This window comes from Planktotalea sp. (assembly GCF_965659345.1).
Taxonomy (GTDB): Bacteria; Pseudomonadota; Alphaproteobacteria; order Rhodobacterales; family Rhodobacteraceae; genus Planktotalea.
Map to the genome: position 1 here is coordinate 861 of NZ_CBFHVK010000023.1, position 12,415 is coordinate 13,275.

The 12,415-nt window shown below is 53.5% G+C and carries 13 protein-coding genes; 10 read left to right on the forward strand and 3 right to left on the reverse strand.

Going from position 1 to position 12,415, the window contains the following annotated elements; translation table 11 throughout:
- Positions 1-343 precede the first annotated feature (343 nt).
- Positions 344-1,111, reverse strand: a complete 768-nt coding sequence (locus ACTG3Z_RS15300) for an amino acid ABC transporter permease (protein WP_439143898.1) — start codon at positions 1,109-1,111, stop codon at positions 344-346.
- An 11-nt stretch (positions 1,112-1,122) separates the two neighbouring features.
- Complete coding sequence (locus ACTG3Z_RS15305; RefSeq protein ID WP_439143899.1) at positions 1,123-1,866, reverse strand: amino acid ABC transporter ATP-binding protein; 744 nt, start codon at positions 1,864-1,866, stop codon at positions 1,123-1,125.
- Positions 1,867-1,964: 98 nt separating this feature from the next.
- Here ACTG3Z_RS15305 and ACTG3Z_RS15310 point away from each other — a divergent pair, with 98 nt between their 5' ends.
- From ACTG3Z_RS15310 to ACTG3Z_RS15335, 6 genes are all read left to right on the forward strand, one after another.
- Positions 1,965-2,741, forward strand: coding sequence for a transporter substrate-binding domain-containing protein (locus tag ACTG3Z_RS15310; RefSeq protein ID WP_439143900.1), 777 nt, complete (start codon positions 1,965-1,967; stop codon positions 2,739-2,741).
- Positions 2,742-2,829: 88 nt separating this feature from the next.
- The gene (locus ACTG3Z_RS15315) at positions 2,830-3,846 is read left to right on the forward strand and encodes an amidohydrolase family protein (RefSeq protein WP_439143901.1); all 1,017 of its coding nucleotides are present in this window, start codon (positions 2,830-2,832) and stop codon (positions 3,844-3,846) included.
- Positions 3,847-3,955: 109 nt separating this feature from the next.
- Positions 3,956-4,990 carry a TRAP transporter substrate-binding protein gene (locus tag ACTG3Z_RS15320; RefSeq protein ID WP_375267068.1) on the forward strand — a complete coding sequence of 345 codons (1,035 nt, stop codon included), beginning with the start codon at positions 3,956-3,958 and terminating at the stop codon, positions 4,988-4,990.
- A gap of 64 nt (positions 4,991-5,054) precedes the next feature.
- The gene (locus ACTG3Z_RS15325) at positions 5,055-5,558 is read left to right on the forward strand and encodes a TRAP transporter small permease (RefSeq protein WP_439143902.1); all 504 of its coding nucleotides are present in this window, start codon (positions 5,055-5,057) and stop codon (positions 5,556-5,558) included.
- Positions 5,558-6,868, forward strand: coding sequence for a TRAP transporter large permease (locus ACTG3Z_RS15330; protein WP_439143903.1), 1,311 nt, complete (start codon positions 5,558-5,560; stop codon positions 6,866-6,868). The genes ACTG3Z_RS15325 and ACTG3Z_RS15330 overlap by 1 nt, the downstream gene beginning before the upstream one ends.
- A 9-nt stretch (positions 6,869-6,877) precedes the next feature.
- Positions 6,878-7,702, forward strand: coding sequence for a 3-keto-5-aminohexanoate cleavage protein (locus ACTG3Z_RS15335; RefSeq protein ID WP_439143904.1), 825 nt, complete (start codon positions 6,878-6,880; stop codon positions 7,700-7,702).
- Positions 7,703-7,757: 55 nt separating this feature from the next.
- On the opposite strand, the gene ACTG3Z_RS15340 is transcribed toward ACTG3Z_RS15335, so the two are convergent.
- A complete protein-coding gene (locus ACTG3Z_RS15340; RefSeq protein WP_439143905.1) occupies positions 7,758-8,774 on the reverse strand; it encodes an aromatic ring-hydroxylating dioxygenase subunit alpha in 1,017 nt (338 codons plus the stop codon).
- A gap of 142 nt (positions 8,775-8,916) precedes the next feature.
- On the opposite strand from ACTG3Z_RS15340, the gene ACTG3Z_RS15345 reads away from it, so the two are divergent.
- From ACTG3Z_RS15345 to ACTG3Z_RS15360, 4 genes are all read left to right on the forward strand, one after another.
- Positions 8,917-9,810: a LysR substrate-binding domain-containing protein gene (locus ACTG3Z_RS15345; protein WP_439143906.1), complete on the forward strand. Its 894-nt coding sequence runs from the start codon at positions 8,917-8,919 to the stop codon at positions 9,808-9,810.
- A 179-nt stretch (positions 9,811-9,989) separates the two neighbouring features.
- A complete protein-coding gene (locus tag ACTG3Z_RS15350) occupies positions 9,990-10,718 on the forward strand; it encodes an amino acid ABC transporter ATP-binding protein (RefSeq protein ID WP_439143934.1) in 729 nt (242 codons plus the stop codon).
- Between the two features lie 3 nt (positions 10,719-10,721).
- Positions 10,722-11,534: an amino acid ABC transporter permease gene (locus tag ACTG3Z_RS15355; protein WP_439143907.1), complete on the forward strand. Its 813-nt coding sequence runs from the start codon at positions 10,722-10,724 to the stop codon at positions 11,532-11,534.
- Between the two features lie 35 nt (positions 11,535-11,569).
- Positions 11,570-12,403, forward strand: coding sequence for a transporter substrate-binding domain-containing protein (locus ACTG3Z_RS15360; protein WP_439143908.1), 834 nt, complete (start codon positions 11,570-11,572; stop codon positions 12,401-12,403).
- Positions 12,404-12,415 lie beyond the last annotated feature (12 nt).

Here is a 12,415-nt window from a genome sequence, read left to right on the forward strand (position 1 = left end):
GCCTAAGACGGCGGGGAGGCTCATTCGGTTGAAAGAAGAGCGCAGGACCCAGCACGCTGGGCGGGATGCCATAAGACTGCGCAACATAGCGAGGGGTCATCCATGGCGCGAGCGTTTGATCCTGATGGCGTGGATCGTTCCAATATATCGCGGCAGTGACCGCCTTCACCCCGAAATATACCGCTACGCAGAGCGCAGAAATGAATGCCAACAAAGCTATACGGTGTTGCGACCACAGTAATTTCAATCGAGGAAGCATGAGTCTCAGGTCTTTTGTAGCGTCATTTCACTTACCTTAAGTACAGGCTGCACAGCTGACGCACTAGGCCAATATTACCAACGCTTATCTGCTCTCATCCGACCCCATCTTCCGCTCGAGCCAGCGCACGAAGAAGCTGATGATCAACACCAATACCAAATACTCCAAAATCAGCAGCGTATAAATCTCCAAAGGACGGTACTCTGTTACCACTAGCTCATTGGCGCGACGGGTTAATTCCTGCATCCCGATCACCGACGCAAAAGCTGACATTTTTACGATGTAGATGAATTGGTTCGCCAAAGGCGGCAATATGCGGCGGATCGCTTGGGGGAGGATTACATAACGCATCGTTTGGCGGTAATTCAAACCAACGGTTTTCGCCGCCTCTGTTTGCCCCTTCGCGATGGATTGGATTCCAGAGCGGTAGATTTCAGCAGTGAACGCAGAATCAGAGATGGCCAAAGTGATAATCGCGCCCCAGAAGGCGTCGATGCTGACGTTGATGCCCATGGATTTGAGCACCACAGGCAATCCATAGAACACCCAGAACAGCATCGGCAGCAAAGGAATGGCGCGCACGAATTCGATGTAGATGCGCGAGGGCAATCTGATCCAGCGGTTGCTCGACATGCCGGGCAGTGCGACCATCATGCCGATGATCATCGACATGGCCGCTGCGATCACGGACAAAAGGATCGTTGCGCCGAAGCCGTTCAGCAAGAAGCGGATGTTGTTGTAGCCAGAGGTCGTGCGCGGGTCGATGACGTACCAGCCCCATGTCCCAGGGGCTGAACTACAGCCCGCCACAAAGATCAGGCAGCCGAACAAAAAGATATTTCGTGTGTTCATAAGGGTCATCCTTAGTGCTGCAAGATTTGGCTGAGGAACTGTTTGCAGCGCTCGGTCTTGGGCGCTTCGAAAAATTCGGTGGGCGTGCCTGTCTCAATCACTTCACCGTGATCCATAAAGATCATTCGATCCGCCGCGCGTCGTGCAAATCCCATCTCGTGGGTGACAACGATCATCGTCATACCCTCCTCGGCAAGGTCGACAATCACGTCGAGCACTTCGGAAATCATTTCGGGATCAAGCGCCGATGTCGGCTCATCAAAGAGCATGATCTTGGGTTCCATACACAAGGAGCGCGCAATCGCGACGCGTTGTTGCTGGCCACCGGAAAGCTCGCTTGGCTTCTTGTGCGCTTGATCAGGAATGCGCACGCGCTCAAGGTATTTCATCGCGCGCTCTTCCGCGTCCGCTTTGCTCATTCCGCGTGCTTTCATTGGGCCAAGCATCAGATTTTGCAGGATCGTGAGATGCGGAAACAGATTGAACTGTTGAAAGACCATGCCAACCTCAGAGCGGATAGCGTTGATGGATGCGTTGTCGATCATTTCGATACCATCAACGACGATGCGGCCGCTGTCGTGCTCTTCCAACGAATTCACGCAACGGATCAAGGTGGATTTGCCAGAACCTGACGGGCCACACACAACAATACGTTCACCGTGGGCGACTTTTAGATCAATGTTTTTAAGCGCCTGATAGTCGCCGTACCACTTGTTGAGATTGCTAATTTCAATAGCATCGCCCGTTTTACTCATCCTGCGCTCCTTGAAGTTCGCGATAAACGATTTAAAACATGTCAACAGAAATTGACACTCACAAAAGCGCTTTCCGCGCGAAGGTATCGGAGAAAATGATGAACCTATTCAAAAAATTGGGCGTTGTAGCCGCCTGCATGACGGCGCTTGTCGGCGCACCTGCAAGCGCGCAATCAGCTTTGAACGAAATTCTGTCGGGCGGCGTTCTGAAAGTCGGCACAACCGGTGACTGGAACCCGATGTCTGTGCGCGACCCGGCGACAAACTCTTATGTAGGTTTCGACATCGATGTGATGACGCAGCTGGGTGCGGACCTTGGTGTTGAGGTTGAGTTCGTACCAACGGATTGGAAAACACTGGTGAACGGCGTTGTCGCGGGCAACTATCACATGACTGGATCTGCTTCGATCAGCCCTGCACGTCTCAAAGCGGCAGGTTATTCCAACAGCTATATCTCTGTTGAGATCTTGCCGTTCACAACAGCAGACAAAGCAGATCGTTTCAGCAGCTGGGACAGCATCAACATGGCGGACGTCAAGGTCGCCACAACACTGGGCACGACATTCGAAAAGCTCGTACGCGAGTGGTTCCCTGATGCGCAAATCACAGTCGTAGAAGCGCCCGCACGTGGTTATCAAGAAGTGCTGTCAGGCCGTGCGGATGTTTTCATCACATCCAACATTGAGGGCTCAACGCTGGTGAAAAAGTTCCCGAACGTGCAGCAGGTTGCTGTGGAAAGCGCGCGCGCACCAACGCCTATCGCGATGTTGTTGCCACAAGCTGACCAAGTTTGGATCAACTACGTGAACTCATGGGTTGAGCTGAAAAAGACACAAGGCTTCTTTGAAACAACAGCGGCGAAATGGGGTCTGTAAAAGACTTTCGTTTTAGCAACTGGCTAAGTTAAGTTGAACCGCGGCTCCCATTAGGGCGCTGCGGTTTTTCGCATTTAAGGGCGCGCGTATGAGCAACGATCATTTTCGCATCGATATGCATTCGCACTATTACGGCGGTGGTTTGCGAGAGGTGATTGCAGCCCGTGACAAACGACCTTTTCTGCGCGAAGCAGAGGACGGATCATTGAATATGATTGCGATGAACGGCGCGTTTCCGTTTACCGCAGATTACTATGATCACAGGGTTGGCCTTGCGCAGATGAAAGCCCAAGGACTGACCCATCGTATGCTTACTTTTCCAGGCGCATTGGGGGTTGATCTGTTACCCGCAGAAGAGATCGCAACAGCAATCTATGCATTCAACGACCATCTTGCAGATCTTGGCACAAAAACTGATGGCGCTCTCATCGGCCTCGCAGGCGTACCGCTTGCAGATATGGATCTCGCCTGTGCTGAGGTGATCCGCATTCGCCGTGACCTCGGGTTGATCGGGATCATCCTACCGTCAAATTATTTCAACACGCTCGGTGACATGGAAGAGATGCGCCCCCTGCTTGAGGCGGCCAACACATATGGTTGTCATATTATGCTGCATCCGGGCCTAAAAGTTGGAGAGGAACCCCCTGCCCGCCCAAGTGATCATATGCAATATCGCCTGTCTGCGCTTGATCTGCAAAACAGTGCCGCACAGGTGGCATTGACTGTGATCCTCTCCGACATGCTCGATGCTTATCCTCGTGTGACGTTCCAAGTGGTGAACCTTGGCGGAACGCTTCCTTTCATCTTTGAGCGGCTTGAGAGCATCGCACGCCACCGCAATGCTGACGCGCCTTTCCCGACAGAGCGTTTGCGCCGGATCTGGTACGATTGCGCCTCTCTCGGCCCTCGCGCGCTTGAGGCAGCAGTCAAACTTTTTGGCGCAGATCGCATTATGCTCGGGTCTGATTATCCGATCTTCAAGGATGATCCTTATGCCCACGCGCTCGCCCCTGCTGAGTTGAGCCCGCAAGACATTCAACAGATTGCTTGGAAGACGGCGCATGATCTTGTTACACACTTAGAGACCCTACGACAAAACAAGTAACGAATCTGTATTGCTGACCTTGCAAAGATGGTGTTTGCTGCGAGTCATAAAGTTGCGGTGCCAAAGCATGGTAAAACAGCAAACGAAATTTTCTGGGAGGAAAAACAAAATGAAACGTAGAACACTAATGAAAACCAGCTTGGTTGCCGGCGCGCTCGCGTTCAGCCTTGGTGCGACAGCGGCGTTTGCCGAAACAGTAACGCTGCGCATGTCCACATGGCTGCCACCCAAGCATCACCATACTGCGACAACCCTGCCTGCATGGATCGCAGCTGTGGAAGAAGCATCCGGCGGTACGCTTAAGATCAAGATCGACCCAGCGCCGATCGCAAAGCCACCAGGCCAGTACGACGTTGTGCGCGATGGCGCGGCAGATATGTCCTATCACGTTGTGGCGTACACACCTGGCCCGTTCGAAATTCTGCGCGGTGCAGAGCTTCCGTTCCTGTCACCAAACGGCGAAATCGGCAGCCAGGCGGCGTATGACTGGTATGACCGCAACATCGGCTTCGACAAAGAGTTCAAAGACGTCAAAATCATCACCATGTTCGTGCATGGCCCGGGTGCGATCCACTCCAAAGAGCCAATCAAAACGCTTGAAGACCTCGCAGGCGTAAAGCTGCGGGTTGGCGGTGGCGGTGTTCGCATGGGTGAAGCACTTGGCGCGACGCCAGTGGCTCTGCCAGCGACACAAGCGTATGAAGCGATCCAAAAGGGTGTTGCAGATGGTGCAATGTTCCCATTCGAGTCCATCGGTGGTTTCCGTTTGGGTGAGCTGGTGAACTATCACCTCGAAATTCCTGGTGGTCTGTACACAACACCATTCGCTGTGATGATGAACCCTGCAAAGTTTGACAGCCTGTCTGATGAGCACAAGAAAGTGCTGACAGACCTTGGTGGCGTTGCTGGTGCGAAAATCTTTGGCAAAGGCTGGGATGACGCGGACGCAGTGGGCCGTAAACTTGCAGAAGAGCAAGGTGGCGTATTCCACAAGCTTGAGGGCGAAGAGCTTCAGCGCTGGAGCGACAAGATTGCATTCATGAATGATGCATGGGTCGAAAAAGCAAACGCTGCGGGCCTTGATGGCGCAGCTCTGCTGGAAGACTTCAAAGCGACAGTTGCCAAGTACTCAGGCACTAACTAATCGCTAAAGTGAAAATATGGCGCCAGACCAGCTCTGGCGCCATTCTTTTTCGTGAGGGGCCCCCTTGGAAAATCTGTTGAAATCCTTGTCCAAAGCATTGGCCGCATTTGCTTGTGTCGTGTTGATTGCAGTGATGCTGATCACCTTTGTTGATGTTGTTGGGCGTTATTTCTTTAACGCTCCGATCACCTTTGCGGTGGAAATGATACAACTGGGCATGGGGCTTTTGGTGCTCTTTGGTCTTGCGATAACAACGCTTGATCGCGGGCATATCGCGGTAGACGTGCTTGATACTGTGGTGCCTAAAATTGTGCAGCGCATATTTGCGATGATTGCTGCGCTCAGCGCGGTGGTGTTCATCACGCTTGTAGCCTGGCGCCTTTGGGACCGTGGCATAAAATTCTATGAAGACGGGCTTGCAACAGACGTTCTGTTCCTTCCCGTCTGGCCGGTCGTGATCTTGATGGCCTGCGCCGCAAGCGTTGCTGCTTTCATCGCACTTGTGCAATTCTTCATTCCTAGCATTCAGGGCCACACACACCCGCTAGCCCCAGATTTGGAAGACTGATGGACCCGATTACAATTGGCACGCTGACGTTCATCGTTCTCTTCGTTATGCTTATTCTCACTGTACCTATTGGCTTTGCCATGGGTATTTGTGGCCTTGCGGGTATGTCGATGATTATCGGCTTTGGCCCGTCTTTATCGCTCTTTGGTACGACAGTTTACGAAACGACCGTGACCTACGATCTTTCGATCGTGCCACTGTTTGTCTTGATGGGTGCGGTTGCATCGCGCTCTGGCCTGTCCAAAGAACTCTATGGTGCGTTCAACGCTTGGATGGGCGCGTTTCGCGGTGGTCTTGCGCTCGCAACTGTTGGCGCGTGTGGAGCATTTGCAGCGATCTGCGGCTCTTCCGTCGCAACGGCTGCGACAATGTCCAAAGTCGCACTGCCTGAAATGAAACGCTACAAATATGGCGAAAGCCTTGCCACAGGGTCTGTCGCTGCGGGCGGCATCATTGGTATTCTTATTCCGCCTTCTGTTGTGCTTGTGCTTTACGGTGTTCTAACGGAAACCTCGATCGGGGATCTGTTCATCGCGGGCTTTCTACCTGGTGTTCTCACCATCCTTGGGTTCATGCTGGTCATCGTCATTGTGACACGCATTTATCCTGACATCGGCCCTGCTGGTGAAAAAGCCACGACGAAAGAAAAGTTCGAAGCACTTGGCCGCACGTGGGCGATTATTCTGCTTTTCGCTATCGTCATCGGTGGCATCTATTTCGGCGTGTTCACCCCTACTGAGGCCGCAGGGATCGGCGCTGTTGGCGCCTTTGTTATCTCCGCCCTCAGGGGCCGCATGACCTTGGCCAACACGCGCGAAGCGTTGATGGAGACGGTGACGACCACCGCGATGATCTTCACCATTCTTATCGGTGCTTTGACACTGAACAATCTGATGGTCTTCTCCGGCATCGCAGCGGCGCTGTCTGGCTTTGTCTCTGGTCTTGATATGCATCCTATGGCGATCATGGCGATCATCTTGTTGATGTATCTTGTGATGGGCTGCTTCCTTGATGCGCTTGCGATGATCCTTTTGACGGTGCCAATCTTCTTCCCGATCATCACAGACCTTGGGTTTGACCCGGTGTGGTTCGGCATCATCGTTGTGATGGTGGTAGAGCTGGGCCTGATCACACCACCGATTGGTATGAATGTTTTTGTCATCAAAGGCATGGTGCCAGACGTCAAACTCTCCTCGATTTACATCGGCGTGATCCCCTTTGTGATTGCACAATTCGTCCTGATCATTCTGGTGTTTCTTGTACCCGGCATTGCGCTCTGGTTGCCTGAAACAGCGGCGTCTTTCCGTTAGGATAAACCCATGTCTGACCCTTGCATTATCTGCGTTGCGATCACCGGCTCTGTGCCCACGCAAGCGGACAATCCGGCAGTGCCTGTTACGCTATCTGAACAGATCGAAAGCACTCATGCGGCTTACGAGGCGGGCGCAAGCATCGCCCATTGCCATGTGCGCGATGACGAGGGCAAGCCAACTGCCGACCCAGATCGCTACGCCGCGCTGATGGAAGGCATCAAGACGCATTGCCCTGATATGATTGTGCAACTCTCTACTGGCGGGCGTTCTGGTGCAGGTCGGGAACGCGGCGGTATGTTGCCCCTGCGTCCAGAGATGGCATCGCTCACCGTAGGCTCCAACAACTTCCCAACACGTGTGTATGAGAACAGCCCCGATCTGGTCGATTGGCTTTCCTCCGAGATGATCAAATACAACGTAAAGCCCGAGATCGAAGCCTTCGATCTTTCCCACATCTTTCACGCCGCTTTGATGCACAAACGCGGGCAACTTGTAGGCACGCCTTATGTGCAGTTCGTGATGGGTGTGAAAAACGCCATGCCCGCAGATCGCGCTGTGTTCGACTTCTACCGCGCGACTGTTGAGCGTCTCTTCGGCGCTGATGCGCCATGGTGCGCTGCTGGTGTCGGTCCTCAGCAAATCGTGGTGAATGAGTGGGCGATTTCCACAGGCGGCCACGCCCGTACGGGCCTAGAGGACAACATCCGCCTCGACAAAAACACCCTCGCCCCGTCCAATGCCGCTTTGGTTCAACGCACCGTTGCACTGTGCGAGAAATACGAACGCCCTGTAGCAACAACTGCTGAGGCGCGGGGTATTTTGGGGCTTTGAGCGGTACAGTTAAGACCGTCTAGGCTTACATATTAGCCATTATACTGCACAAGTCTCATTCCGCATCAATACGTCGCTGTAATGCTTGACGAAACGTCTTTGCGCCCAGATCCAAACCTAGATCAATATTAGGCGTGTGCATCGCCGCCATGCCTTTATGCACCTTCTCCAAGATCGCTTTGTCCTCTTGAAACGCCATGAGCGCGCCTGCGTTCATGACCTTTGAAATTTCAGCATCATCAGGGTCCGTGTTGCGGTGTTGGAACCAAACGTATTGCGTGTTGTTCTCATCCACAGGCGTCATGAAGTTATATGAAATGTTAAGATAGGTTTGCGCCACCTCGGGCTTGCCCGGACCGCCCGTGCCAACAGGCGTGTAGACCGACTTGTTCAAGGCAATCGCGGGGAAACACATCTCGTAGTGCTGCTTGCGATCGCAGTTGCCCTCAAAGCGCACAAGGTCTTTGTAATAAGGCGACGGGGGTTGGTCATAAATCCAGCGCGACACGATAACACCGCGCTCTGTCTTTTCCATATCAAGGGGCGCGCTATCGGTTCCACCCCCCGCGAATGAACTGACGTGCACCCACGCAACATGGCTCGGGTCCAGCAAGTTATCCACGACCCACAGATAGTTGCAGGCAATCGGTAGAACGCCACCGTCAGTGGAACCCCACTTTGGGTTGTCAAAATTCTCGATCTCGAAAATCTCGTCAGGGTCAGCCTTGTCGGGATCCCCCATCCAAATCCAAAGCAAACGGTAGCGATCCACAACAGGATAGCTGCGCACCCGCGCACGGCGCGGCGTCATCCCGCGTTGCGTCGGGCTATCAGTGCACTTGCCTGTGCAATCAAACGTCAGGCCATGATAACCACAAACGACCGTATCCCCTTCTAGCGCCCCCATAGAAAGCGGCAGTTTGCGATGTGGACATGCATCTTCCAGCGCCACAGGCGTGCCATCGGCTTGACGATAAAACACGATCTCTTCACCCAACAGCATTTGTGGCTTGAGCGTACGTTCGTAATCCTTGCTCCACCCCGCAACATACCAGCAATTGCGTAAATACATGATGCGCTCCCTGTTCCTTTTGAAGTAGCTTAATGCGCGTAGGGCGAATGCCAATCCTCAAACAGCTTTCTTTTCATTAGATTGTCTAATGGCTTGCGCGATTTCGCTTGCTCCACCCACCAGAACCCGTAGCTTTGCGGGCATGTTAAAGACCCTTCCCTACAACGCCTTGCGTACTCTTGAAGCCGTCGTGCGTTTGGAAGGATTTGGGCGCGCCGCACAAGACCTCAACGTCACTCAAAGCGCCGTCAGTCAACATGTCAAACAACTCGAAGAGTGGCTCGGTCATCCACTCTTGATCCGGCGTAGTCGCCAGACCATCCCTACAGATCAAGGCGCGCGGCTCGCGCAAGCCGTGCGCGCAGGATTTGGCACTGTGCAACAGCTTTGCGATGAGCTGCGTGACAGCAAAAACACCGAGCGCGAGGGTTTGCTTGTCGCCACACCCCCCGGTTTCGGCTTTATCTGGCTCTTACCCCGCCTGTTCCGCTTTGATGCCGCATATCCTACGATCCCAATCTCGCTCTCCAGTGATCCCACCTCTCAAGCGCCAAACACCAGCGATGCTGATGTGATCCTGTCCTACAGCGCTGGTGGGTTTCCCAAGATGCATGCGCAGACGCTGATGTCGGAAACGATGTCCCCTGTCTGTGCACCTGAACTTGCGGCACATATTCACAGCGTTGATGACATCGCCAAACATGTGATGCTGCTTGATACGATGGACATCCCCGACCATCTGTCGAGCTGGGCGTTCTGGGCAAAAGAGGTCGGCGTCAAACTGCCCCACTCCCCGCGCACTCGTAAATTTGGCCAAGCCAATATGGTGGTCCAAGCCGCAATCAGCGGCTCTGGCATCGCAATGGGACGTGGGCCCTTGGTTGCAGACGCCCTACAGGCTGGCATGTTAGTTCATCCATTTCCTGAATTTGCGCACTCACAGTTCTCCTATTGGTTTGTCTGTAAACACGAAGCGTTGGACTCCCCTTCCGTCCTCGCATTTCGCGATTGGCTACTGCAGGAGGCACGCGCTTAAGCTCAAAAAACCTGTAAAATCACGTATTTATACCTGTCACGCTGATGCACTTAAAAACATTAGCTCAGCTAATAAATATCATAACAAATGCTCGCTTAGTCCTTGCCGATGTGACATCAGGCTCTAAACTAGTGTCTATGCAAGTTGACACTTTTGATTCAGATACACCTGCGGCAGAGATGATCCACGTCTCAAAAGTCGACAAATTTTATGGCGATTTCAAAGCGCTGAGCGACGTTGATCTGACCGTGAACCAGGGCGAACGCATCGTAATTTGCGGCCCTTCCGGCTCAGGCAAGTCCACGCTTATTCGCTGCCTCAACGGGTTAGAATTCCACGATGCGGGCGAGATTATCGTTGACGGGATTTCTGTTGAAGAAGACAGCAAACATCTGAAAACCCTGCGCCAAGAAGTGGGCATGGTCTTTCAACAGTTCAATCTGTTCCCGCATCTGACGATCCTCGAAAACCTGACCATCGGTCCGATGAAAGTGCGCAAGATCGCTAAGGCAGAGGCTGAAAAGCGCGCGCGCGAGTATTTAGAGCGCGTTCACATCCCAGAGCAGGCCGACAAATATCCCGCACAGCTTTCCGGTGGTCAGCAGCAACGCGTCGCCATCGCGCGGTCGCTTTGCATGGAAACACGGATCATGCTGTTTGATGAACCGACCTCCGCCCTTGATCCTGAAATGATCAATGAAGTGCTCGATGTTATGGTCGAGCTTGCCGATACGGGCATAACGATGGTTTGCGTCACGCACGAGATGGGTTTCGCGCGCAAGGTCGCGGATCGCATGGTGTTTATGGAAGCGGGACGCATCGTTGAAACCGCCACACCAGAGAAATTCTTCACAAACCCCGATAGCGAACGCCTCAAACTCTTCCTTGGTCAGATTCTGGATCACTAACAGATGAGGACGCGCGCCAAACCTCTGACACTCAAGAAAATGCTGAACTCGGTTCCCGTCTCAGTCGCGGTTTATGCGTTTGTGATGTGGCTGATCATTTATGGCGCATACGCCGGCGCGCAAGCGATGGGCTATAATTGGCAATGGTATCGAATGCCGCAGTACTTCTACACACTCACCGATGATGGCTTCCAGCTGGGCGAGATCATGATCGGACTTGGCAAAACCATCCAGCTTTCGATCACCGCTTTCGCGCTTGCTACGCTCTTAGGCTTGCTGATCGCGCTCTTGCGCCTCTCCGATCTTGTGATCGGTCGCGGCCTTTCCATCGCGCTGCTCGAATTCCTGCGCAACATGCCACTGCTGGTTCTGCTCTATCTCTTTTACTATGTCCTTGGTCCTGTCTTTTCACTGGACCGCTACACCGCCAGCGTGCTCTGCCTTGCCGTCTTTCACGCCGCACTCATCTCGGAAATCTTCCGCGCAGGCATCAACGCGATCCCCAAGGGCCAATGGGAAGGCGCGACATCCATCGGCATGTCCAAATCCCAAGCTTACCGCTACATCATCCTGCCGCAATCGGTCCGCTTCATGCTTCCGCCTATGACGGGCGAAGTTGTGCATCTGATCAAAAGCTCTGCCATCGTCAGCGTCATTGCTGTCGCCGAACTCACAACCATTGGGCGCAACCTGATTTCCGACACGTATATGAGCTTTGAAATTTGGTTCACCATCGCGGCGGTCTACATGGTCGTGACCCTGCTTCTTTCTATCGGCGTCTCGCAAGTGGAAAAGAAATACGCCGTTCAATTGTAGTTAATACTTAGTAAACCCAACCAAGGAGAATACCCATGACATTCACCAGACGCTTCGCAGGCCTCGCGCTTGCATCAGCAGCAGCGCTCTCGCTCGCCCTGCCCGCTTCCGCGCAAAGCACGCAGCAATCGCTTTCTAGCGGCTCTGTGATTGAAAGCATCAAACAAGACGGCGTGATCAAAATCGGCCTGTCCATCTTCCGCCCTTGGTCCATGCGCGACCTCAACGGCGAACTCGTCGGTTTCGAGCTGGACGTAGGCCGTGAATTGGCCAAAGACATGGGCGTCGAAGTCGAGTTTGTTCCGACCTCTTGGGATGGCATCATCCCTGCTCTTGTATCCGGCAAATTCGACGTCATCATTTCCGGCATGTCGATCACACCCCAGCGTAACCTGACGGTCAATTTCTCTGACCCCTATGCGTACTCCGGCATGACGATCTTGGCGAACAAAGCAATGACCGATGGTTTCGCGCTTGAGGATTATAACTCCGCAGACGTGACATTCGCAGCCCGCCGTGGCGCAACGCCAGCGGCTGTAATTGCTGATATGTTCCCAGAAGCAGAACTGCTCTTGTTCGATGAGGATGGCGCAGCCACGCAAGAGGTTCTCAATGGCAACGCGCACGCGACAATGGCCTCGGAGCCAACACCGTCAGAGGGTGCGCGCCGCTACCCCGACACGCTTTATGTACCGTTTGATGAAGCGTTCCAAGCGGGCGGCGAGGCCTTTGCAATGCGCAAGGGTGATCCGGATGCAGAGAACTTCTTCAACAACTGGATCGGTACGAAAACACGTACAGGCTGGTTGAAAGAACGCCACGATTATTGGTTCCGCGGCGAAGACTGGAAAGACCAAGTCGCTGAGTAGTATCAGACCCTA

Bases quoted from the DNA above. Each gene is read 5' to 3' on its own strand.
- ACTG3Z_RS15300 (WP_439143898.1), bottom strand. From the start codon at position 1,111: ATGAACACACGAAATATCTTTTTGTTCGGCTGCCTGATCTTTGTGGCG.
- ACTG3Z_RS15305 (WP_439143899.1), bottom strand. From the start codon at position 1,866: ATGAGTAAAACGGGCGATGCTATTGAAATTAGCAATCTCAACAAGTGG.
- ACTG3Z_RS15310 (WP_439143900.1), top strand. From the start codon at position 1,965: ATGAACCTATTCAAAAAATTGGGCGTTGTAGCCGCCTGCATGACGGCG.
- ACTG3Z_RS15315 (WP_439143901.1), top strand. From the start codon at position 2,830: ATGAGCAACGATCATTTTCGCATCGATATGCATTCGCACTATTACGGC.
- ACTG3Z_RS15320 (WP_375267068.1), top strand. From the start codon at position 3,956: ATGAAACGTAGAACACTAATGAAAACCAGCTTGGTTGCCGGCGCGCTC.
- ACTG3Z_RS15330 (WP_439143903.1), top strand. From the start codon at position 5,558: ATGGACCCGATTACAATTGGCACGCTGACGTTCATCGTTCTCTTCGTT.
- ACTG3Z_RS15335 (WP_439143904.1), top strand. From the start codon at position 6,878: ATGTCTGACCCTTGCATTATCTGCGTTGCGATCACCGGCTCTGTGCCC.
- ACTG3Z_RS15340 (WP_439143905.1), bottom strand. From the start codon at position 8,774: ATGTATTTACGCAATTGCTGGTATGTTGCGGGGTGGAGCAAGGATTAC.
- ACTG3Z_RS15345 (WP_439143906.1), top strand. From the start codon at position 8,917: ATGTTAAAGACCCTTCCCTACAACGCCTTGCGTACTCTTGAAGCCGTC.
- ACTG3Z_RS15350 (WP_439143934.1), top strand. From the start codon at position 9,990: ATGATCCACGTCTCAAAAGTCGACAAATTTTATGGCGATTTCAAAGCG.
- ACTG3Z_RS15355 (WP_439143907.1), top strand. From the start codon at position 10,722: ATGAGGACGCGCGCCAAACCTCTGACACTCAAGAAAATGCTGAACTCG.
- ACTG3Z_RS15360 (WP_439143908.1), top strand. From the start codon at position 11,570: ATGACATTCACCAGACGCTTCGCAGGCCTCGCGCTTGCATCAGCAGCA.